The organism is Halorussus halophilus (assembly GCF_008831545.1).
GTDB classification, from domain to species: Archaea; Halobacteriota; Halobacteria; order Halobacteriales; family Haladaptataceae; genus Halorussus; species Halorussus halophilus.
Genome location: NZ_CP044523.1, coordinates 230,653 through 251,292 on the forward strand (window position 1 = coordinate 230,653; position 20,640 = coordinate 251,292).

Annotated in this window: 21 protein-coding genes; 11 read left to right on the forward strand and 10 right to left on the reverse strand. The window is 63.0% G+C overall.

Annotation, left to right across the window (positions count from 1 at the left end; genetic code table 11):
* Window positions 1-8 precede the first annotated feature (8 nt).
* The 4 genes from fdhF to F7R90_RS01110 all read right to left on the reverse strand — a co-directional run bounded on the left by fdhF (window position 9) and on the right by F7R90_RS01110 (window position 6,217).
* Complete coding sequence (fdhF, locus tag F7R90_RS01095; RefSeq protein WP_158055444.1) at window positions 9-3,320, reverse strand: formate dehydrogenase subunit alpha; 3,312 nt, start codon at window positions 3,318-3,320, stop codon at window positions 9-11.
* On the reverse strand, window positions 3,317-4,858 hold the full coding sequence (locus F7R90_RS01100) for an NADH-ubiquinone oxidoreductase-F iron-sulfur binding region domain-containing protein (RefSeq protein ID WP_158055445.1): 1,542 nt from the start codon (window positions 4,856-4,858) through the stop codon (window positions 3,317-3,319). Before F7R90_RS01100 ends, fdhF begins: the two co-directional genes overlap by 4 nt.
* 71 nt (window positions 4,859-4,929) lie before the next feature.
* Entirely contained in the window at window positions 4,930-5,889 is a 960-nt protein-coding gene (locus tag F7R90_RS01105; protein ID WP_158055446.1) for a DUF5787 family protein, read from the reverse strand.
* Between the two features lie 49 nt (window positions 5,890-5,938).
* Window positions 5,939-6,217: a hypothetical protein gene (locus F7R90_RS01110; protein ID WP_158055447.1), complete on the reverse strand. Its 279-nt coding sequence runs from the start codon at window positions 6,215-6,217 to the stop codon at window positions 5,939-5,941.
* Window positions 6,218-6,382: 165 nt separating this feature from the next.
* Between F7R90_RS01110 and F7R90_RS01115 the strand changes: the two genes are divergently transcribed.
* Entirely contained in the window at window positions 6,383-6,652 is a 270-nt protein-coding gene (locus F7R90_RS01115; RefSeq protein WP_158055448.1) for a hypothetical protein, read from the forward strand.
* 512 nt (window positions 6,653-7,164) lie between these two features.
* Here the strand turns inward: F7R90_RS01115 and F7R90_RS01120 are convergent.
* Entirely contained in the window at window positions 7,165-8,115 is a 951-nt protein-coding gene (locus tag F7R90_RS01120; RefSeq protein ID WP_158055449.1) for a winged helix-turn-helix domain-containing protein, read from the reverse strand.
* Between the two features lie 232 nt (window positions 8,116-8,347).
* Here F7R90_RS01120 and F7R90_RS01125 point away from each other — a divergent pair, with 232 nt between their 5' ends.
* The 9 genes from F7R90_RS01125 (at window position 8,348) to F7R90_RS01165 (ending at window position 14,150) form a co-directional block, all read left to right on the forward strand.
* Window positions 8,348-9,580 (forward strand): translation initiation factor IF-2 subunit gamma, encoded by a 1,233-nt coding sequence (locus tag F7R90_RS01125; RefSeq protein ID WP_158055450.1) that lies wholly within the window; start codon window positions 8,348-8,350, stop codon window positions 9,578-9,580.
* 1 nt (window position 9,581) lies between these two features.
* Window positions 9,582-9,968 carry a DUF188 domain-containing protein gene (locus F7R90_RS01130; protein ID WP_158055451.1) on the forward strand — a complete coding sequence of 129 codons (387 nt, stop codon included), beginning with the start codon at window positions 9,582-9,584 and terminating at the stop codon, window positions 9,966-9,968.
* A 1-nt stretch (window position 9,969) separates the two neighbouring features.
* Entirely contained in the window at window positions 9,970-10,539 is a 570-nt protein-coding gene (locus tag F7R90_RS01135; protein ID WP_158055452.1) for a DNA-directed RNA polymerase, read from the forward strand.
* Between the two features lie 2 nt (window positions 10,540-10,541).
* The gene (gene spt4 / locus F7R90_RS01140) at window positions 10,542-10,739 is read left to right on the forward strand and encodes a transcription elongation factor subunit Spt4 (RefSeq protein ID WP_158055453.1); all 198 of its coding nucleotides are present in this window, start codon (window positions 10,542-10,544) and stop codon (window positions 10,737-10,739) included.
* Between the two features lie 4 nt (window positions 10,740-10,743).
* Window positions 10,744-11,364 carry a GTP-dependent dephospho-CoA kinase family protein gene (locus F7R90_RS01145; RefSeq protein ID WP_394352014.1) on the forward strand — a complete coding sequence of 207 codons (621 nt, stop codon included), beginning with the start codon at window positions 10,744-10,746 and terminating at the stop codon, window positions 11,362-11,364.
* 329 nt (window positions 11,365-11,693) lie between these two features.
* A complete protein-coding gene (locus F7R90_RS01150; protein ID WP_158058805.1) occupies window positions 11,694-12,017 on the forward strand; it encodes a 30S ribosomal protein S24e in 324 nt (107 codons plus the stop codon).
* Window positions 12,017-12,151, forward strand: a complete 135-nt coding sequence (locus F7R90_RS01155; RefSeq protein WP_158055454.1) for a 30S ribosomal protein S27ae — start codon at window positions 12,017-12,019, stop codon at window positions 12,149-12,151. The genes F7R90_RS01150 and F7R90_RS01155 overlap by 1 nt, the downstream gene beginning before the upstream one ends.
* Window positions 12,152-12,212: 61 nt before the next feature.
* Window positions 12,213-13,784 (forward strand): bifunctional N(6)-L-threonylcarbamoyladenine synthase/serine/threonine protein kinase, encoded by a 1,572-nt coding sequence (locus tag F7R90_RS01160; RefSeq protein ID WP_158058806.1) that lies wholly within the window; start codon window positions 12,213-12,215, stop codon window positions 13,782-13,784.
* A 93-nt stretch (window positions 13,785-13,877) separates the two neighbouring features.
* The gene (locus F7R90_RS01165; protein WP_158055455.1) at window positions 13,878-14,150 is read left to right on the forward strand and encodes a DUF5808 domain-containing protein; all 273 of its coding nucleotides are present in this window, start codon (window positions 13,878-13,880) and stop codon (window positions 14,148-14,150) included.
* A gap of 99 nt (window positions 14,151-14,249) precedes the next feature.
* On the opposite strand, the gene pan2 is transcribed toward F7R90_RS01165, so the two are convergent.
* Together pan2 and pepF are read right to left on the reverse strand one after the other, a co-directional pair.
* The gene (pan2, locus tag F7R90_RS01170) at window positions 14,250-15,488 is read right to left on the reverse strand and encodes a proteasome-activating nucleotidase Pan2 (RefSeq protein WP_158055456.1); all 1,239 of its coding nucleotides are present in this window, start codon (window positions 15,486-15,488) and stop codon (window positions 14,250-14,252) included.
* Window positions 15,489-15,596: 108 nt separating this feature from the next.
* Entirely contained in the window at window positions 15,597-17,393 is a 1,797-nt protein-coding gene (gene pepF / locus F7R90_RS01175; protein ID WP_158055457.1) for an oligoendopeptidase F, read from the reverse strand.
* 122 nt (window positions 17,394-17,515) lie between these two features.
* On the opposite strand from pepF, the gene F7R90_RS01180 reads away from it, so the two are divergent.
* Window positions 17,516-18,907 carry a M28 family metallopeptidase gene (locus tag F7R90_RS01180; RefSeq protein ID WP_158055458.1) on the forward strand — a complete coding sequence of 464 codons (1,392 nt, stop codon included), beginning with the start codon at window positions 17,516-17,518 and terminating at the stop codon, window positions 18,905-18,907.
* Here F7R90_RS01180 and F7R90_RS01185 read toward each other — a convergent pair whose 3' ends face one another.
* The 3 genes from F7R90_RS01185 to F7R90_RS01195 all read right to left on the reverse strand — a co-directional run bounded on the left by F7R90_RS01185 (window position 18,908) and on the right by F7R90_RS01195 (window position 20,611).
* Entirely contained in the window at window positions 18,908-19,144 is a 237-nt protein-coding gene (locus F7R90_RS01185) for a GNAT family protein (protein WP_158055459.1), read from the reverse strand.
* Window positions 19,145-19,186: 42 nt separating this feature from the next.
* Complete coding sequence (gene truA / locus F7R90_RS01190; protein WP_158055460.1) at window positions 19,187-19,981, reverse strand: tRNA pseudouridine(38-40) synthase TruA; 795 nt, start codon at window positions 19,979-19,981, stop codon at window positions 19,187-19,189.
* Between the two features lie 231 nt (window positions 19,982-20,212).
* Complete coding sequence (locus tag F7R90_RS01195; RefSeq protein WP_158055461.1) at window positions 20,213-20,611, reverse strand: SHOCT domain-containing protein; 399 nt, start codon at window positions 20,609-20,611, stop codon at window positions 20,213-20,215.
* Window positions 20,612-20,640: the final 29 nt, after the last annotated feature.

Below are 20,640 nucleotides of genomic sequence, written 5' to 3' on the forward strand. Positions count from 1 at the left end.
GAGCGCGACTAGGTGTCCATCGGCGCGGGGCCGGGGTGGCCGTCGGTGTCTTCCGTCGGCGGTTCGACCGGCAGTGGTTCTTCGTCGGGGTCCGGACCCAGCGGTTCGATTTTCACGCTCGTCACCTTGTACTCCGGAATCCGACTCGTCGGGTCGAGTTCGTGCTGGGTGAGTTCGTTGACCGCGCCGTGCATGAAGTGCATCGGGATGAAGACGACGCCGGGGTCCGACATCTCTTCGACGCTGGCCTTGACCACGATATCGCCGCGCCGCGAGGAGACGCGGACGTACTCACCGTCTTCGATGCCGAGGTCCTCGGCCATCTTCGGGTGAATCGTCACGAAACTCTCGGGCACGTGGTCCATCAGCGCCCGGATTCGGCGAGTCATCGTCCCCGTGTGCCAGTGATAGAGGACGCGCCCCGAGGTCAGCATCAGTGGATACTCCTCGTCGGGCATCTCGACCGGCCCGGCGTAGTCGGCCGGGACGAACCGCGCCTTGCCGTCCTCGAAGTTGAATTCGTCTTCGTAGAGGTACGGCGTGCCGGGGTCCGATTCATCCTCGCAGGGCCACTGGATTCCTTCGGGATTCGCTTCGAGACGGTCGTAGCTGATGCCACTGTAGAGTGGCACGAGTCGGCTGATTTCGTCCATCACGTCCTCCGCGCCGTCGTACTCCCAGTCTACGCCCCAGCGGCTGGCGAGGTCCGCGAGGATGCTCGCGTCGTCGCGGGCGTCTCCGGGTGGTTCGACTGCGGGTCGGACCATCTGGACGCGCCGCTCGGTGTTGGTGAAGGTGCCGCGTTTTTCCGCGGCGCTGGCGGCCGGAAGCACCACATCGGCGAATTCGGCGGTTTCGGTGAGGAAGATGTCTTGGACGGCGAGGAAGTCGAGTTCCTGAATCGACTGCTCCGCGCCGCGGATGTCCGGTTCGGAGAGGACGGGATTCTCGCCCATGATGAACATCCCGCGAATGTCGCCGTCGTCCATCGCTTCGTACTGCTCGGGAAGTCGGAGGCCGATTTCGTCCGGTGGTCTGACGCCCCACTCGTCCTCAAACTTGTCCAGAATCTCGTCGTCCGTGGGGTCCTGATAGCCGGGCAGGTTGTGCGGTGCGGGACCCATGTCGCCGCCACCGCCTTGCACGTTGTTCTGGCCCCTGAAGGGCGAGAGGCCTGCTCTGGGCTTCCCGAGGTTGCCAGTGACGAGCGCGAGGTTCGTGATGGCGATGACGTTCCGCGTCCCGTGGGCGTGCTGAGTCATGCCCATCGCCCACCCGAAGATGCAGGTGTCGGCGGTGGCGATGGTCTCGGCGGCCTGTTTGAGGTCTTCGGGCGCGACTCCAGCCAGTTCCTCGACTTTCTCGGGAGTGAAGGGTTCGACCTTCTCTTTCACTTGCTCGAAGTGCTTCGTTCGCTCCTCGATGAACTCCTCGTCGTGGAGATCGTTCTCGACGATGTAGCGCACCATCCCGTTGAGCCACGCGATGTCTTCGCCGGGATTCGTCTGGACGTACTGGTCTGCGTGTTCGGCAACCCCGACTTTCCGGGGGTCGAAGACTATGAGGTCCGCGCCGTCGCGTACGTTCTGCTTGATTCGCGTTGCGAGGACCGGGTGGCTCTCCGTCGTGTTCGACCCCGTGATGAGATAGCAATCGGTCTCGCCGATGTCCTCGTTGATGCGGTTCGTCATCGCGCCGTAGCCGACCGTCTGCTGGAGGCCCGCGACGGTCGATGAGTGACAGAGGCGCGCGCAGTTGTCCACGTGCGGGGTCTGCAAGACTTGGCGAGCGAACTTCTGGTTCAGGAAGTTCTCCTCGTTGGTACACTTCGAGGAAGACGTGACTGCCACCGAGTCGTTCCCGTGTTCGGTCTGAATCTCGCTCAGTTTCTCGTGAATCAGGTCGATCGCTTCGTCCCAACTCGCCTCGCGGAACTGCTCGTCCTCTCGGATGAGCGGGGTCGTTAGCCTGTCGTCGCTGTTGACGAACTCGTAGCCGAACTTCCCTTTCACGCAGGTCGAGAAGTCGTTTGCCGGAGTCGCTTCCGCGTCGGCTGGTCTGACCCCCATCACTTCACCGTCCTTGCCGTACACGTCGAATCGACAGCCGACCGCGCAGTACTGGCAAGTCGTCTCGGCAACGTTCACCTCCGAGAGGCGGGCGTCGCTGACGACGCCCGCCACGTCGAACATCTGGCCGATGTTCAGCGACTCGGAGGCGACTTCCTCGGAGGCGTGTTCGGCCTGTTTCAGCAGTTCGTCTTTGGTGCTGTCGGCCGCGGTTCTCGCGTCGTCTGCGACGGCACTAGCTCGCTGTTTCGCGTTCGCCATGAATCGTGCGACGCCGGAGAGGGCTTCGTCGCCCTCGGACTCCGAGTCGTCGGCAGAAACGCCCGGAACGGTCCGATTCGGCGCGGTCGCGTCGTCCGTCGTCTCGGCGTGGTCGCTCTCTCTCACTTTGCCAATCGAGTTCTTCTGGGTGAATCCCGGAATCGGAATCGTCGCCGAGTCTTCCAGACCCTTCTCGACTAGCGAGCCAGTCGGGCAGACCGTCGCGCAGTGGCCACAGGAGACGCAGGTCGAATCGTCGAACGTGTCGGCGTCGTTCTGGAAGCCGATTTGGGTGTCTTCGCCGTGCCCCTCTATTCGCAGGACGCCTTCGACCTGCACGTCGTTGCAGGCGTCCACACACCGGTTGCAGAGGATGCACTTGTTGCGGTCGATTTGGATGACCGCGGAGGTGTCGTCTATCGGTTCGTACGCCTCGCGGTCCTCGAAGACGCCGTATCTGGGTTCTTCGACACCATGCTCTATCGAAGTGTCCTGTAGTTCACAGCGCCCGTTCTGCCCGCAGGTCGTGCATCGCAGGTTGTGGTTCGACAGCACCAAATCGAGATTTACGTCGCGGGCCTCTGCGGCGTCCTCGTCGTCAGTTCGAACCGACAGACCGTCTTCTGCGGGGAAACTACAGGCCGGAACCTGCCCGTGTTCGTCCGTCTCGACCATGCAGGTGCGACACTCCGAGCGCGGGCCGATGTCCTCTGCCTCGTCGCTCGGTCTGTCGTAGTAACAGAGCGCGGGCACGTCGGCTTCTGTTTCGGCGGCTTCGATTGCGTCGATGATGGTCGAACCGGGCGGCACGGCAATCGACTGGCCGTCCACCGTGAGGTGGGTCAACTCCTCGCCGTCGGTGCCGACTGCTGGGTCGTTGGCGGTCCCAGTGTTGAAATCTTCGGTCAGCGGCGTCCTCGGCCGTGGGTCCTCCACGTCGGGGACGCCCGGCAGTCGCGTTGGGGGTTCGGTAGAGTTGTCTGTACTCATGGTTTCTCACTCCTGCACGCGCCGCTCGGACAGCGTCCCTCGGCGTGTGCTTCGAATTCTGTCTCGAACTCGTCCATTGCCGTTGCTACGGTGCGGGCGGCGTCCCGGCCGAACGAACAGGTGCTACTCGTCTCCATCACGCGGGTCAACTCGGCGAGCTTTCCGGATTTGTACTCGCCGTCGTAGACGTCCCGGAGCAAGTCGGTCAACTGCTTTGACCCCTCGCGGCAGGGGACACAGCGCCCGCAGTTCTCCGATTTGGCGAAGGCGGCACGCGAACCAGCAGTGGCCACCGCGCACTGCGACTCGCCGAACAGTTCCACGACGCCGTCGGTGCCCAAGTCTGCCCCAGCGAGCGCGGGAGCACTCGGCGCGAGGTCCAACGAGCGAGTCAGGCCGCCGAACTGCCCGCCGACGACGGCCATCTTCACTGCGCCTGACCCCGCGAATTCGACTGCCTCGCGTGCGTCGGCGAGCGACCCGCCGGTCGGCAACTCGACAGTCGCCCGGTCCTCCACATCGCCCCCAATCGTCACCAGTCGCGTTCCGGGGTCCGAATCCGCAGCATCGAATCGCTCGGGCGAGCGAATCGCCTGTCGAACCTGGGCCAACGTCCGCGGCGTGTGGACGACCGTGGGCCGCCCGTAGAGTCCGTGCTTCGCGGGCGACGGCGGTCGAAGCCGCGCTTCCAGTCGGTCGGCTCCTTCCAGTGATTCGAGTGCCATCGTGGGTTCGCCGGCGATATAGCGGTCCGGCCCGGTGACGACCTGCGGGAGCGTGGGTAGTTCGTGGTCGGCCATCTCTCCGAGCGATTGAATCGTCTCCTGTAGTCGTCGCTGAGCGAGTACGTCCTCCTCGTTGCAGTAGACGACCACGTCGTCCGCGCCGACGAACTCCGCGACTGCGAGCGCACCGTCGAGAACGTCGGCGGGCGCGCCTTCGAGTAGAATTTCGTCGGTCTGATTGCGCTCGTCGGCTTCGTTGGCGTTGACGACGACCACTGGGTCGCCCTCTGATTCACGTGCGGTCTGCCACGCCTCGGCGACTGGCACGTCTGTCGCGCCGTCGCCGCGGCCTCTGCCGAGCAGGCCGAGGTTCGAAATTTCTGCTTCTGCGTCACCTGTCGCTCTCTCGAATGCGAACGATTCGTAGTCGGCCACGCTCGTGGGGTCCACCCACCCGACGCGTTCGAGGACGTGCCGCTCGCCGACCGCGAGCGGGCCGTCTGCCGGAACTGGGAGCGTCTTCGTCTCGGAGTCGTGCTCGACGCCCCTGTCTTCTCCCTCCGGTAGCTCACCGTCTTCGAGTGCTTCGACAACACCCCTCGCTTGCTCGGGCGTGCAGTCAGCGTAGAACGCCGTGTGGCCGTCGTGGGTCGCCAGCACCAGCGGTTCGAGCGCGGAGATTCCGGGCGACCCGACGGTGACGACGGGTACCGAGGACGCCGCTTCGAGGGCGGCGTCGAAAACGACGCCGGAAGCACCGTCCGAGACGCGGACGGCGGTCGTCTCAGAAACTACACCGGGTACGTCTTCCATCCTCTAGCTGTTGGACGAATTCGTTCAAAGGAGTTGTGCCCGTCTGCGGATTCTGCTGGATTCGAGTGAGCCTACCAGAACTTGTCGAGTCCCGATTGCCGCCTCGCCTTCCCGTCGGGGTCGGCGACCCACGGAGTGCGGCCGTCGCGGGCCGCTTCTTTGTCGAATTCGAGTGGGTCGGCCGGGTCGTGCCCCGGACAGTCAGTGCCGCAGTTTGCGGGATTGACGAGTCGGTCTTTCCACGCGCAGTATGGGAGGCCGTCGCTCCCTTCGCGGGCGACTGCGGTCGCTTCTTCACAGCCCGGAAAGTCGTACGTTCGCCAGCCTTTGCCGTAGGCGCGTTCGGCGATTCGACGGCGCTTTCGGGCCTTCTCTTCGGCACTGACGACCGATACGTCTGTTCGGCCGGTGTGGCTGTCGAGCAGTTCGATGCCTGCTTCTCGGATCGGCAGTGGCTCGGGTCCTCGAATCACTTCGCGCTCGCCAGATTCGGGATAGAACCGCCAGACGCCGACCTCTTCGGGGATGCGATTGAGGTGCGCACCAGTGACGTAGCTCTCCGTAGCGAGGACCACTTCGTCCACTAAGCCGAGACTCACGTCCTTACGGAGTTGCGTTTGGAGGTCGCCGGGCACGTCTAAGTCTGGCTTGTTCTCGATGGCTCGAATGGTTCCGAACCAGTTCTCGGGGTACCGCGCGACCTGTCGGACCCCGCCGTCGGCACGCTCGAAGAACCCGATCTCCTCCGCGCGCTCGGTGACGCGGCGGGCGTGCTGGGGCGAGCAATCGAACGCCTTCACGGGGTCACGGGCGCGCCCGACGCCCACGTCGTTCTCGATTGCCGCCGCGGGAATCGTCTCGCTGGTGAGGGCAGTCCGGGCCTCGATTTCCGGGCCGGGAGAGACCGTGAGTACGTCCAGCACGCGATTCGAGGGCGCGCGGACGCTCCCACCGATTTGTCTGGCGACGAGTTGGTCTCCAGTGGCTTCGAGGTGGGCACACAACGCCAACTCGAAGGGAAATTCGCGCACGGTGGTCGTTGGCAGTGCGGCAAAGAAAAACTTCGCGTGTTCAGTGTCGTTACTGGGCTCTCTCGATTCCCGCGACGACTGCCTTCACGACGAGCACGGGGAGCGCGAACGCCAGTCCGATGCTGGCGACCCAGCCGAGCAGGATGGTTGGGACCGTGTTCGGCAGGAGGGCCAGCGCGGTAGCCAGCAGGAGACCCGCGGCGAGTGCGGCGGCGACGAGCGTGAGCGCGCCGACGACCGGCACCGCTCGGCGAGCGAGGTTCGGGAGGGTTCGTCCGTACGGGGCACGGACGGGCGGTGCGGCCTTTCGTGGGTTGTTCGTCTTCATCGGTCTGTCCTCGTCTGTACAGAGGGGCTAGGGGGCCTAAAGTGTAATCTGAAGGATATTTCTGTACGGTGTGTTACTGGAGTTGACTTCTGTAAAATATTTTGAATATTGTGTGGGGGTCCGTGCCACCAAACTCATTGTTCAGGAATATGACGTTCCAAACGAATGGAGACGCAAACGAAGGGGCTGTTGGCTAGTTTGGTGCTACTCTCCACGGGAACTATTCTGGTAAAGTGGCTCACGATGCGCGAGACACTGCTAACAGGCTCCCACTTTTCGGCCGGTTGGATCGGGTACGGGACGGAGTCCAGTGATTTCGTAGTAACCATCCCGCCGAGCTACATTTTCGCGGGAGGGGGACTACTAGTTCTTCTTGGTCTGCTCCCGTGGGTCTACGTAGAGAAGACGGGTCTCGGTCGTGAACTCAGACCGTGAATCAGTCCTCCGGCGCGCGCTGGCGCGGCTTCATGCCGCGCCAAACTACGCGCGAGGGATGAGTATCGCAGCGTGAGAGACGGGCCACGGTCCGTCTCTCGAAACCGAGAAACGCAATCGGGTGGGAGGGCGTGGCTGCTGCGGTGCTGTGCGGTGCGGTCTCTCCTTGGTTTCGGGAGTAGCTAGCTCCTTTCGGTTCGTCGCCGCTACGTAGCAATCAGCACGACCGTAGTTTCTTCTTCGAAAGCCCTCGCCCGGTCGCGGCCACTCGGCGACATATCCACAAACCGCGCGGATAGAGGTCGCCGAGCGACCAAGACGAACGCGACCGGGCGACCCCTTTCAGTCCCACCCTGTGGTCTGGTCAGTCAGCTGTTTCCGATGGTCTGGTCAGTCAGCTGTTTCCGATGGTCTGGTCAGTCAGCTGTTTCCGATGGTCTGGTCAGTCAGCTGTTTCCGATGGTCTGGTCGGCCAGCCGTTTCCAGTGGTTGACCCCTCGAACTCTATCGTCTCAAACCATCTCCACACTCTCACCCGACAACGACTCACCAGAGCGTTCCATCTTGACCACATCCAACTCGCCATCCAAGACCACAGTCAGTGTCTCGCAATCAAGCGGAATATCCACCTGCACTTTCCACGGGTCTTCCGACAGCACCGTCGTCCCCTCGTCACTCACGCACCAGTTTAAGTCCCAGTAGGGTTTCGTGCAGAGGTCGATGCCGTGGTCGCGGTGGAACGTGACGACATCTGACTGGTCGAGCAAGGACAACCCGACCGCGGAGTACAGTTGATGATGGCACTGTTCACAGCGGTGGTCCACGCGGACCTCCAGTCCCAGATACTCCTCCGTGTCGGGCCGAATCGTCGTCGTCATTCGGCCGTTGCACTCCGGACAGACCCCGTCGGCGGCCAGGCAGTGGAGGTGACGCACGCGCTGGTTGAAGGCATCTGCAATCTCGGCGTTCGTGCGGTCGTTCAGGCCGCCGGGCGGGAACGGGTAGTGGCCGTGGTTCTTCGCGCAGTCCGTGCAGTCGATGGCGAGCTTTTCTTCGTGGTACGTCGCGCGCAGGTCACCCTCGCAGGCTGCGCAACTTCCCTCGACTTCGAACGGTTCCATCTCGGGATGTTCGTTGAACGACCCCGCCAGAATCGCGCGGACGACCTTCTTGCCCGCCTGTCGGAAGTCGTAGCCGTCGTCGGTCTGGACGACGAAGTGGTCGGTCAGTTGCTTGAGGTGGTAGTTGAACTGCGCGCTGTCGCGCATCCCGACCTCGCGCCGGAGGTCCGAGAACCCGACCGGTCGCTCGGGCGCGGCCCAGAGGGCTTCGAGGATGGAGAGGCGCGTCTCGTTGGCGATGACCGAGAACGCTTCGGCGGGGGCCACGCAGTCCTCGCAGTCCTGCAAGGCGGCCTTCTCGGCCTCGCCCACCTCGGCGTTCGGTTCAGTCGTTCCGCTCATGTGTGAGAGTTCTTACGCCATCGGCTTATGCGTTTGCTCGATTCGACTTTTGTAAATTTTCTAATAACTTCGCCGGTCGTCACGAGCCTGGGAAACGACGAAATTCGCCGCGCACGTCATCAGGTACCACTGAACAGCCGTGTTTTCGACCACCACAGTCCCGAACCAGAACAGTAGGTTTATCAGTCGTTCAGGGCGAAATCCACAACAGAATTACTGTAGGAGGTCAACGTTGACAGGAACACACACCCAACCGGAGGTGAACATCGGACTGGTCGGCCACGTCGATCACGGCAAGACGACGTTGGTACAGGCACTCAGCGGCGAGTGGACCGACCAGCACTCCGAAGAGATGAAACGTGGCATCTCCATCCGCCTTGGGTACGCCGACGCCACGTTCCGGCACTGTCCCGATATGGACGAGCCGGAATGTTACACAGTGGACGAAACCTGCCCAGATGGCAGCGAGAGCGAGGTCCTCAGGACCGTCTCGTTCGTGGACGCCCCCGGACACGAGACGCTGATGGCGACGATGCTCTCAGGCGCGGCCATCATGGATGGTGCGGTCTTGGTCGTCTCGGCGACCGACCCCGTCCCACAGGCACAGACAGAAGAACACTTGATGGCGCTGGACATCATCGGCATCGACAACATCGTCATCGCGCAGAACAAGATCGACCTGGTAGACCGCGACCAGGCCCAGCGCAACTACGAACAGATTCAGGAGTTCGTCGAGGGCACCGTCGCCGAAGACGCGCCAGTCGTCCCCATCAGCGCACAGCAGGAGGTCAACATCGACCTCCTCATCAACGCTGTCGAAGACGAGATTCCGACGCCCGAACGCGACCCGAACGCGGACGCTCGGATGTACGTCGCCCGCAGTTTCGACATCAACCGTCCCGGTACGACGTGGGACGGTCTGATGGGCGGCGTCCTCGGCGGCAGTCTGGTCGAAGGGAAACTCACTGACGGCGACGAACTCGAACTGCGTCCCGGCCGCGAGGTCGAGGAAGGCGGCGAGACCCGTTGGGAATCCATCGAGACCGACGTGCGCTCGCTTCAAGCGGGTGGCGACATGGTAGACGAAGTGACGCCGGGCGGCCTGCTCGGCGTCGGGACCGGTCTCGACCCGAGCCTCACCAAAGGTGACGCGCTCGCTGGCCAACTCGCTGGCCCGCCGGGCACGCTCCCGCCGACGTGGCGGCAGTTCACCATGGAGGTAGACCTGCTCGAACGACTCGTCGGCGTGGACGACCAAGACATCGACGAGATTTCGACCGGCGAACCGCTGATGCTGACCATCGGCACCGCGACGACGGTCGGTTCGGTGACGAGCGCACGCGACGGCGAGTGCGAAGTCGCACTCAAGCGTCCCGTCTGCGCGCCCGAAGGGTCGAAGATAGCCATCAACCGCCGCGTCGGCGCACGCTGGCGGCTCATCGGCGTCGGCACCCTCCGGGAGTAGGATGACTGCGGTCGTCGCCCTCGATACGAGCGCGCTCATGATGCCAGTCGAATGTGACGTGCGGTTGTTCGACGAGTTGGAGCGTCTCCTGGGCGAGTACGACTGCGTGGTCCCGCAGGCAATCCACGACGAGTTGGCGAAACTCTCGCAGGGTGCCAGCGAAGAGGCCGTCGCCGCGAGCGTCGGCGCGGACCTCGCAACCGACCGCTGTCGGACCATCGACGCCGAATCCGAGGCATCGTACGCCGACGACGTGCTGGTCGAACTCGCAGACGAGTTCGACTACGTCGTGACGAACGACGGTCCCTTACGCCAACGCCTGCTCGACGCGGGCGCGTCGGTAATTCATATAAGGGGCCGGAACAAACTCGAAATCAGTCAACCATAGCATGTACAAACGGGCTAGACTCAAAGACACAGTCGAGGTACCACCCGAGCATCTCGCAGAGGTGACGCCGGAACTGGTGAAGAAGCTGTTGCAGGACAAGTTGGAAGGCCGGATGGACGAAGACGTGGGGAGCGTCGTCAGCGTCGTGAAAGTACACGACATCGGCGACGGTGCAGTGCTACCGAACCGACCGGGCGTCTACTACGAGGCGGACTTCGACGCCGTCACGTACGACCCGCAGATGCAGGAAGTCGTGGACGGGGAAGTCGTGGAAGTCGTCAACTTTGGTGCCTTCGTCGGCATCGGTCCGGTAGACGGCCTGCTCCACGTCTCCCAGATTTCCGACGAGTACCTCGCGTACGACGAAGAGAACCAGCAACTCGCTTCGCGCGAATCGAACCGCGTGCTGAGCGTCGGCGACTCCGTGCGAGCGCGCATCGTCACGAAGAGCATCGACGAGCGCAACCCGCGCGAGAGCAAGATCGGCCTGACCGCCAAACAGCCGGGCCTCGGCAAACTCGGCTGGCTCAAAGAAGAGCGCGAAAAGCAGCAAGCCGCGACTGGTGAATAACGATGGCTGCTGACCGTCTCGCCTGCCGGGAGTGCCACGCCGTCGTCGAACCCGACGAGCAAACGTGCCCGCTCTGTGGGTCGTCCAGTCTGACCGAAGACTGGAGTGGTTACGTCATCATCGCCCACCCCGACGAGAGCGAGATTGCGACGGAGATGGAAGTGGACAAGCCGGGCAAGTACGCGCTGAAGGTCCGCTAAGTTCGTGACGCGCGACGACGGAGACGTGCCGCCGAACGCGAACGATTCGGCGCACCCGGACGATTCGCCAGACGCGGACGCAGACGTACTCGTTCGGCTTCCACGCGACCTGCGCGCGGAACTCAAAGAGCCGATGGGGCCGATTTTCACCGACTCCGAGCGACTGCTCTCTGCAGTCGAGGGACCCCTGATTACGGTCGGCGACGTAGTGACCTCCCACCTCGAACAGGCTGGACGAACGCCCGACGTGGCGGTCGTAGACGGTTTGACGAAGCGCGAGGAAGTCGGCGGCGAAGTCGCGGAAGTTGTCGCCGCCCTCATCGAGAACACGAACTGCGTCGAAGTCGAGAATCCCGCCGCCACGCTCACTCGCGAGATGGTGGTCGCGCTCCGGGACGCTCTCAGAAGCGGGGAGCCGACTACTATCGTCGTCGATGGCGAAGAGGACCTCGTTGCCCTTCCGGCCATCGTCGCCGCGCCAATCGGCGCGAGCGTCGTCTACGGGCAACCGAACGAGGGGATGGTTCACGCCGAGGTGACGGCGAAGCTGAAAGAGGAGATGCGCGAGTTGTTGGGGAAGATGGACGGGGACGCCACCGAGCTGTTGGCAGTTTTCGAAGACTGACTTTTCGACTTGCGGCTCCGCGCGCGAGACGCTGGCGAACGTTTTTCGTGCTGGTTGGGTGACCACCTTGTTGTAGCAGACTGACCTTGTGCGGTAGTCGTCCAGCGATTCTACCGCGAGCGAAGACGAGATTCCGCAGGAATCTCGCTGGAGCGAGCGGGCCAAGGAACCCGCAGAAGAGCGCGCTTCGCGCGCTCTGTCGCGGGTGACGCCGTGCTTTTCATCAGCGTTTTGCCAGTGGTCGGGCGCGGAACGCGCCCGGCCCGCAGCAAAAGGTTGTTCGAAATCCTTTTACAGGCTTCAGGGTGAAGTACAGTACAACTGAAAACATGGAAGTCGAAATCCTCTCCGAGGAGCAGAACCCGATGCTCCACCGGAACGAAGTGCGGTTCCAGATCGTTCACGACGAAGCAACCCCCTCGCGCCTCTCCGTGCGCGACAGCCTCGCCGCGAAGCTCGACAAGGACTCCAGCGAGGTCGTCGTCCACGAGATGAACACGAAGTTCGGCATGCGCAAGACCGTCGGCTACGCGAAGGTCTACGATAGCCCCGAACACGCCCGCGACGTCGAGCAGGACCACATGCTCGAACGCAACAAGATTTCCGCCGACGCCGAAGCGGAAGGCGAGGCAGAGCCCGAGGAGGCTGAATAATGGCGCGCTACGAGATGTACGACGACGACGGCACGACGGACAAGGAAACGTGTACCCGCTGCGGCGACTCGTTCCTCGCCGACCACGGCGACCGCCTCCACTGTGGTCGTTGCGGTTACACCGAGTGGCAGTAAGCGATGCGCCTTGCGCGCATCGGAAAACGCGAGCGGTGACGGAGGAACCGTGAGCGAGCGAATGCGAGTCCTCGGCATCGAGGGCACCGCGTGGGCGGCCAGCGCGGCCATCCACGACACAGAAACCGATTCAACTTTTATTGAGACCGACGCCTACGAACCGGAGAGCGGCGGCATTCACCCGCGCGAGGCCGCAGAGCACATGAGCGAGGCCATCCCGAAGGTGGTCGAGACCGCGCTGGCGGAAGCGGATGGCCCTATCGACGCAGTGGCGTTCTCGCGCGGGCCCGGTTTGGGTCCCTGTCTGCGCACCGTCGGCACCGCCGCGCGCGCACTCGCCCAGACGCTCGACGTGCCGCTCGTCGGCGTCAACCACATGGTCGCACACCTCGAAATCGGCCGCCAGCAATCCGGTTTCGACTCGCCGGTCTGCTTGAACGCCAGCGGTGCGAACGCCCACGTGCTGGGCTACCGCAACGGCCGCTACCGTGTCCTCGGCGAGACGATGGACACCGGCGTCGGCAACGCCATCGACAAGTTCACCCGGCACGTCGGGTGGTCCCACCCCGGCGGGCCGAAGGTCGAGGAGGCCGCAAGCGACGGCGAGTACGTCGAACTACCGTACGTCGTGAAGGGGATGGACTTCTCCTTCTCGGGCATCATGAGCGCGGCGAAGCAGGCCTACGACCGAGGTGAAGCCATCGAGGACGTTTGCTTCTCGCTTCAGGAGAACGTCTTTGCGATGCTCACGGAGGTCGCAGAGCGCGCGCTCTCGCTGACCGGGAGCGACCAACTCGTACTCGGCGGCGGCGTCGGTCAGAACGAGCGACTCCGAGCGATGCTCGAAGAGATGTGCGACCAGCGCGGTGCGGAGTTTTACGCGCCCGACCCGCGCTTCCTGCGGGACAACGCGGGCATGATTGCCGCGCTCGGTGCGAAGATGGTGCGCGCTGGCGATACTATCGAGGTCGAAGCGTCGGCGGTGAATCCGAACTTCCGGCCAGATCAAGTGGCGGTGACGTGGAGAGGCGAGGACGAGTCGGTCGCCGTCTGGCGCGAGGAAGGCACGGAAGTCGTCGGCGCGGAGGCGACCGTCGAAATCGGCGACGAGCGAGTGACGAAGCGCCGCCTGCCGAAGAGTTACCGCCACCCCGAACTCGACGCGACCTTGCGGCGACACCGGACCGTCCTCGAAGCGCGCCTCACGAGCGAGGCGCGCAGACACGGCGTGCCGACGCCGGTCGTCTACGACGTGGACCCCCAGGAAGGGACGTTAGTCTTCGAGCGCGTGGGCGACGTGGACTTGCGCGAACAACTTACTGTCGAGCGTGTGCAGGATGTGGGGCGATATCTCGCCACGATTCACAACGCTGGGTTCGTCCACGGCGACCCGACCACGCGGAATGTTAGGGTAGGAATGCGGACGTATCTCATCGATTTCGGACTCGGCTACAACACCGACGACGCCGAGGACTACGCGATGGACCTCCACGTCTTCTCCCAGAGCCTCGCGGGCACCTCCGACGACGCAGAACAACTCCAGCGCGAGTTCGAAGACGCGTACGGCGACGTGGGTTCGGAAGCAGTGTTGACCCAACTGCGAGAAATCGAAGGTCGCGGTCGATATCAGTAGTCCTCTTCACGCTTCCGTAGCTGTCAGCCCGATTGCCGATTGATACCGCTCGGAGGCCAAAGCACTTTATTCCTCTCTGGCGTACTCTTATCCATGGACGACAAACCTAGCAGCGGGACGCTGTTCGGCATGCCGTACAACTTCGAACGACCGAGCATCGGCCGGATGCTCTCTGCGTACTGGCAACCCGGCGAGGGAATGCTGGTCGAGAAGCCCTTCGGCATCGGCTACACGCTCAACCTCGCGAGTTGGCGCTCGTGGGTCGTACTACTCGTCGTGGGCGCGCTGTTCTGGCAGGAGCGACAGGGCAAAGAGGAAGAGGTCGCAGAAGCGGGACCGGTCGAAGTCGTCGTGGACGACGACTGAGCGGTCTATATTACCTGCTTCTCCGAAAATAGCGAACGTAGTAGCAGCGACGACGGCTTCCGAAGGAGAGTGATGTCGCGTCTCCGAAAGCGTTCTCGGTCAGTAGGCGTAACTCGGGAGCGACCCTTCGGTGACGATGCCCGTCTCGGCGTCGTCTTTCTCCATCTTGCCGAGTGCTTCCTCGAAGTCTTGGGTCTCGACTTCGGTGCGCTCGTCGCGGATGGCGAACATGCCAGCCTCCGTCGTGAGACTCTCTATCTCCGCGCCGCTGAAGCCCGCTGTCTTGTCGGCGAGGTCCGCGAAGTCCACTTCGTCGGCGAGGTTCATGCCGCGGGTGTGGATTTCGAAGATCTTCTCGCGACCTTCCTGGTTCGGTTCGGGCACTTCGATGAGTCGGTCGAAGCGGCCCGGGCGTAGAATCGCGCGGTCGAGCATGTCGAAGCGGTTGGTCGCCGCGATGATGCGAATCTCGCCGCGGTCCTCGAAGCCGTCCATCTCCGAGAGCAACTGCATCATCGTCCGTTGGACTTCGGCGTCGCCGGAAGTCTTCGAGTCGGTACGCTTCGACGCGACGGCGTCGATTTCGTCGATGAAGATGATGGCCGGTTCCTCCTGTCCAGCGAGTTCGAAGAGGTCGCGGACTAGCTTCGCACCCTCGCCGATGAACTTCTGGACGAGTTCCGAGCCAGCCATCTTGATGAAGGTCGCGTCGGTGTGGTTGGCGACGGCCTTCGCCAGCATCGTCTTGCCCGTGCCCGGCGGACCGTACAGCAGGACGCCGCTCGGCGGGTCGATGCCGACCGTCGCGAACTGCTCGGGATTCTCTAGCGGTTCTTCGACCGCTTCCCGAACTTCGGTAATCTGCTCTTCGATGCCGCCGATGTCCTCGTAGGTGACCTCCGGCGAGGCGTCCACTTCCATCGCCTGTGCGCGGGCGTCCTTCTCGGCTTGCAGAATCGTCTGGACGGTAAAGGAGTCGTTGACCGCCACGCGGTCGCCCGACTCGATTTCCTCGCGCAGACGCGGCGAGACTTCGGTCAGCACTTCTTGGTTGTTGCCGTGCTGTTTGATGATGACGCCGTCGTCGGTCACCTCTTCGGCGGTGGCGACGTACAGCGACGTCGTCTTCAGCGTCTCGTTCTCGCGTTCGAGTTGGTCGACTTCGGTTTCGAGGTCGTCACGACGCTCGCGGGCCTCTTCGAGACGGTCTTCGAGGGTCTCGTTCACCTCCAAGATGTCTGCGAAGTGGTCGCGGAGCGCCGCGAGCCGTTCCCTGTCTGTCATCTCGGGGTCGAGTTCGAGTGTCGGTTGGTCTGGGAGAGGTGGGCTACGCGACATCTTTGCTACTACCTCCTAGGTCACCGGCTTAAAAGTGCCTTTGGGTCTCGGTCGTTCCACCGCAAAAAAGACTTTCGCCGAATCGGCCCAAATCGGGTCGTCCGGGCCTCAGATGAGCGCCGCCATCTCGTCGAGGTAGTCGTCGTAGACGTTCAGCGCGCGCTGAATCGGCTCGGGCGAACTCATGTCGAGACCAGCGATTTCCAGCAGGTCGAGCGGGTATTCGCGCGACCCGCTTTCGAGGAATTCGAGGTAGGACTTGGCGGCCTCGCTATCCGGCCCCTCGTCTAGGATGCCGTCGGCCAGCGCGACGGCCGCACTGATGCCGGTGCTGTACTGGTAGACGTAGTACGCGCGGTAGAAGTGGGGGATGCGACTCCACTCGCGCTCGATGTGGTCGTCCACCACGGCCGGTTCGTAGAACTCTCGTTTGAGGTCGCCGTAGATTTCGTCTGCCTTCTGGGGCGTGAGTGCTTCGCCGTCTTCGACCACTTGGTGTGCTTGGTGTTCGAAGTCGGCGAACATCGTCTGGCGGTAGAGCGTCGAGCGGAACCGTTCGAGGTACTCGTTGAGGACGTGTCGGCGGAAGGTCGGATCTTCGACGGTTTCGAGCAGGTGGTGGGTCAACAGCGTCTCGTTGACGGTGCTGGCGACCTCTGCGACGAAGATTTCGTAGCTCCCGTAGACGTAGGGCTGGGTCTCGCTGGTGAGTTGGGAGTGCAGCGAGTGGCCCAGTTCGTGGGCGAGCGTGTACATCGAGGAGATGTCGTCCTGATAGTTCATCAGAATGAACGGCTGGGTGTCGTACGTACCGCCGCTGTACGCGCCCGACTGTTTGTTCTTCGTCTCGTAGACGTCCACCCAACGGGACTCCAGTCCCTCCGCGACTCGTTGCTGGTAGTCGTCGCCGAGCGCACCGAGCGCCTCGACCACGTGGTCCGCGGCTTCCTCGTAGCCGATTTCCGGCGTCTCGCTGTCGGTCATCGGCATGTAGAGGTCCCACATCTGGAGTTCGTCCACGCCGAGGCTCTCCCGCTTCAACTCGGCGTGTCGGTGGAGTTTATCGAGGTTGTCCCGCACGGTGTCAACGAGGTTGTCGTAGACTTCCACGGGGACGTTGGGACCGTCGAGTGCCGCTTCGCGGGCGGTGTCGTAGTTGTGAATCTGGGCCAGTTTCACGTCGGCTTTGACGTTGTTCTTGTAGGCGGTGCCGATGGTGTTGTGCATGTCGCCCATCTGGTCGTAGAACTCCTCGTGGACGGTTCGGCGGAACTCTCGGTCCTGGTTCTTCAGGAGCGTCGTCAGGTTGTTCTGCGTGATTTCGACGCGCTCGCCGTCAGGTTTCTCGACGGTGGAGAACTCCATGTCGGAGTTCATCAGCATGTTGTAGATGTCGCCGGACGCACCGGTCACTTCACCGAGTTCCGCGAGGACGTTCTCGACTTCCGCCGAGCGAGTGTGCTCGGCCATCCGGAGTACGTCGTGGAGGTAGTGTTCGTACTGTTCTAACCCCTCCGTGTGGGTCAGCATCTGGTCGATTTCGTCGGCGTCGGCCGACTGAATCTCCGGTTCGACGAAACTCGCCGCGCTGTTGGCGTCGGAGGCCAGCGACATCCCACGTCCGGCCAGCGCCTGATACTGCTGGTCGGCCGTGTTCTCGTCTTTCCGCATCCGCGCGTAGGAACTGAGCGTCTCTACTTCCCGCATGATATCTTCGCGGAGTTCGAGGACTTCGAGTAGCGTCTCGCCGTCCTCGGTGACTTGTCCCTCGTACGCCGCGAGGTCGTCGAGTCGCTCTTCGACTGCTTCGTACGCCTGCTCCCACTGCTCGTCGGTCTCGTAGACGCTCTCTAAGTCCCACTTGTACTTGGTGTCGATATCGGACCGTTCCGGAACTGAACTCATACCACGGGCTAAGCAGAGACTTACTGTAAGTGTTTGTCATTCGGAACCCGCAAGCAGCGTCCGCTCTGCAGAAAGTAGTACACGCCTGTAGGTTTTTGTCCGTCCGTCACCCACGGACTGCCATGGACGAGGACACGGATGGGCAGACGAGGAACGACGCGACTGTCCACGCGAGAAACGACGAAGACGACCACGCGACCAATCTTACTGCGGTCGCGCTCGGCGAAGCGTGGCGCGACGACTACCCGTGGGAGTTTCTCACGCAACTCACCGAAATCGAGAATCGGCTGGGTGGCCACCCCGGCGAGCGACGCGCGGCCGAGTTAGTCGCCGAGGGGTTCGAGCGGGCGGGCGCTCGCGAGGTGACAGTAGACCCGTTCGAGATGCAGCGCTGGACCCGCGGCGACGCGGAACTCGGCGTCACCGACCCCGTCGAGCGGACCTTCGAGACGATTGCGCTCCCCTACTCGCCCGCTGGCGAGGTCCACGGCGAACTCGTAGACGTGGGTCACGGCACGCCCGAGGAGATAGACGAGCAAGACGTAGCCGGAAAAGTCGTCGTAGCTTCCACGACGACGCCGAAGGGGTCGCGGTTCATCCACCGCATGGAGAAGTTCGGCTACGCCGCGGCCGCTGGCGCGGAGGCGTTCGTCTTCCGCAACCACGTCCCCGGGCAACTCCCGCCGACCGGGTCGCTCCGGTTCGACGCGAAAGCCGCGATTCCGGGCGTCGGGGTCAGCAAGGAGACCGGCGACTGGTTGACCGACTACGCCGAGCGCGGCGCGACGGTTTCGCTCCAAGTCACTGCCGACACCGATCCCGGCACGAGCCACAACACGCACGCGCTCCTCGGCCCGGACACCGAGGAGGAAGTTCTCGTCGTCGGCCACCACGACGCCCACGACATCGCCGAGGGCGCACTGGACAATGGCTGTGGCATCACGACTGTCGTGACGGCAGCCCAACTGCTCGCCGAACTCGATTTAGATACGAAAGTCCGCGTCGTCGGCGTCGGATGCGAGGAAATCGGCCTACTCGGTGCGGACGCACTTGCGAGCGAACTCGACCTCGACACCGTCCGCGCGGTCGTCAACGTCGATGGCGCGGGGCGATTCCGTGACATGCGCGCCCACACCCACGGTTCGGAGACGATGAAGGAACTCGTTCAAGCGGTCTCCGACCAAGCGAACCAGCCGATTGCCACGAACGAGCAAGTCCACCCCTTCAGTGACCAGTGGCCGTTCCTGAAACGCGGCGTACCAGTACTCCAACTCCACAGCGAGAGCGGCGAGCGCGGTAGAGGCTGGGGCCACACCCACGCCGACACCCGCGACAAGGTAGACGACCGAAATCTGCGCGAACACGCGATGCTGACGGCGTTGCTCGTGCAGGAAGTGGCGAGTACTGACGAGATTCCGCGCCAGAGTGCCGAGAACGTCGCGGACAATCTCCGCGACGGCGACTTCGAAGAAGGGATGCGAGCGGCCGGAATCTGGCCGGACGCGTGGGCGTAGCTACGACTTCGAAGGGGTGGATTGGCCTTCGACGGCGTCGTCGATGAGAATCGAGACCCCGATCAGACCGAGTCTGATGCCGTAGAAGTGGGCCGCCAGCCAAATCGCGGCGAACAGTAACTTACCGATAATTGGCAGTTCCACGAACAAACTACCGACGAAATTCCCGAGCGCGACGACTACGAAGCCGGAGAGCACCCAGATAGTTGCGTCTGTGAGGGCGTTGTCGGAGACCATACGCCCGCGACTCACGTGGAGGTCGAAAACCTTGTCATCTGGCTATTCTATTCGCCGTTCTACTTCACTAGCGACCCGCCCGCGGGTCGCTCGCTCTGCTCGCAACAGCTCGAAGACGGCCCGCGCGCTCGCTGCCGCTCGCTCGTCTACCGAGAAGTCCAGTTCCGAATACGCCACGTCTGCCAGCACCAACGGATACGCAGGCGCAGCGGCGATGCCTTCCGGGCCGTCGATTGGCTCTGGTCCCAGCACGCGCTCGACTTTCGCCACGTCCGAGTCGCCGGTTGCAACTGCCTGCACGAGCGAGACGATTCGTCGGACCATCCCACGGACGAACCCGCCCGCTCGGAGACGGAAGACGAGGTAGCCGTCCTCACGCCGAACCTCGCCGCGGAGTTCTCGAATAGTGTTTTGCTCGTCCGTAGTGAGATTGTGGAAGTCGTTCTCGCCGCGGAGTACGTCGAGTGCGGCCCGCGCTCGTTCGAGGTCCGCGTCCGGCGCGTAGCAGTGATAGACGTACTCCCGGTACTCTGCGTGATGGGTCGCGTGGAAGTGGTCCGGGGCGTCAGCGCTCGCCCACGCTCGAATGGACCCCGGTAGCTCGCTGTTGAACGCGGCCGGAGTCAGCCAGTCGGGGCACTCGAACGCGACAGTTTGTCCGACTGCGGAAACACCCGCGTCCGTCCGCCCCGCCGCGGCGTAGCCCGTTGGCTTCTCGTCGGCGACGCCCAAGTTCTGCAGTGCCGAAAAAATCCGCCCCTCTACGGTCGGCACGTCTGGCTGGCGCTGGAAGCCATGGAACGGGCGGCCGTCGTACGCGATCCGGAACGCTCGCATTGTTCGGTGATTGACGGTGATAGTATTTAACGCCGGGCAAACGACCGAGCGAGAGTTTATCCGAGAAGAGGGGACCAACACCGACCGTGACCTGACCGACGAACGCGAAACGGTCCGCGGGTGTACGGTACCCCGTTTCGCGTTGCCCTCGTCTCGCGGGTTTGCGTCCGTTCGACGAATCGAGGCCTTCGCTGAGTGAATGTCTCGCTCGTACCGTCTGCTTGCCCTTCGTTACGTCTCGAACTCTTCGTAGCTTCGTTCTCGATTGCTCTCGGGCACTTCCATGCCCTCAGTTTCGAGCAGTCGCTCCAGACGCCGCTCGAACTCGTCCTCACTCAACTCGCCGCGGGCGTAGCGAGACCGTAACTCTTCGAGGGGGTCGTCTTGGGTCGTGTTGGCCGACTGCTGTTCGACCGCCGTTCCCTTGCTTGCGTACTCTTCTTCGACCATCGGGAGCGAGTCGCCGAGAATTGCGACCAGCGGAACGAGGATGAACATACCGATTACGAAGATAATCGGGACGAGGCTCCCGAATCCCAGAACCGCCGCCAGCGCCGTCAGACCGAACGACAGAACTGCGAGGACCGCGACCAACGTCCCGTGTTCGATCTGTACCGAACTCTCCTGCATGCCAGCGCGTTTGAGAGCGGTTGTCAAAA

Bases quoted from the DNA above. Each gene is read 5' to 3' on its own strand.
- fdhF (WP_158055444.1), bottom strand. From the start codon at position 3,320: ATGAGTACAGACAACTCTACCGAACCCCCAACGCGACTGCCGGGCGTC.
- F7R90_RS01180 (WP_158055458.1), top strand. From the start codon at position 17,516: ATGGACGAGGACACGGATGGGCAGACGAGGAACGACGCGACTGTCCAC.
- F7R90_RS01155 (WP_158055454.1), top strand. From the start codon at position 12,017: ATGGCGCGCTACGAGATGTACGACGACGACGGCACGACGGACAAGGAA.
- F7R90_RS01130 (WP_158055451.1), top strand. From the start codon at position 9,582: ATGACTGCGGTCGTCGCCCTCGATACGAGCGCGCTCATGATGCCAGTC.
- spt4 (WP_158055453.1), top strand. From the start codon at position 10,542: ATGGCTGCTGACCGTCTCGCCTGCCGGGAGTGCCACGCCGTCGTCGAA.
- F7R90_RS01150 (WP_158058805.1), top strand. From the start codon at position 11,694: ATGGAAGTCGAAATCCTCTCCGAGGAGCAGAACCCGATGCTCCACCGG.
- pan2 (WP_158055456.1), bottom strand. From the start codon at position 15,488: ATGTCGCGTAGCCCACCTCTCCCAGACCAACCGACACTCGAACTCGAC.
- F7R90_RS01135 (WP_158055452.1), top strand. From the start codon at position 9,970: ATGTACAAACGGGCTAGACTCAAAGACACAGTCGAGGTACCACCCGAG.
- pepF (WP_158055457.1), bottom strand. From the start codon at position 17,393: ATGAGTTCAGTTCCGGAACGGTCCGATATCGACACCAAGTACAAGTGG.
- F7R90_RS01165 (WP_158055455.1), top strand. From the start codon at position 13,878: ATGGACGACAAACCTAGCAGCGGGACGCTGTTCGGCATGCCGTACAAC.
- F7R90_RS01100 (WP_158055445.1), bottom strand. From the start codon at position 4,858: ATGGAAGACGTACCCGGTGTAGTTTCTGAGACGACCGCCGTCCGCGTC.
- F7R90_RS01195 (WP_158055461.1), bottom strand. From the start codon at position 20,611: ATGCAGGAGAGTTCGGTACAGATCGAACACGGGACGTTGGTCGCGGTC.
- F7R90_RS01115 (WP_158055448.1), top strand. From the start codon at position 6,383: ATGGAGACGCAAACGAAGGGGCTGTTGGCTAGTTTGGTGCTACTCTCC.
- F7R90_RS01120 (WP_158055449.1), bottom strand. From the start codon at position 8,115: ATGAGCGGAACGACTGAACCGAACGCCGAGGTGGGCGAGGCCGAGAAG.
- F7R90_RS01110 (WP_158055447.1), bottom strand. From the start codon at position 6,217: ATGAAGACGAACAACCCACGAAAGGCCGCACCGCCCGTCCGTGCCCCG.
- F7R90_RS01160 (WP_158058806.1), top strand. From the start codon at position 12,213: ATGCGAGTCCTCGGCATCGAGGGCACCGCGTGGGCGGCCAGCGCGGCC.
- truA (WP_158055460.1), bottom strand. From the start codon at position 19,981: ATGCGAGCGTTCCGGATCGCGTACGACGGCCGCCCGTTCCATGGCTTC.
- F7R90_RS01185 (WP_158055459.1), bottom strand. From the start codon at position 19,144: ATGGTCTCCGACAACGCCCTCACAGACGCAACTATCTGGGTGCTCTCC.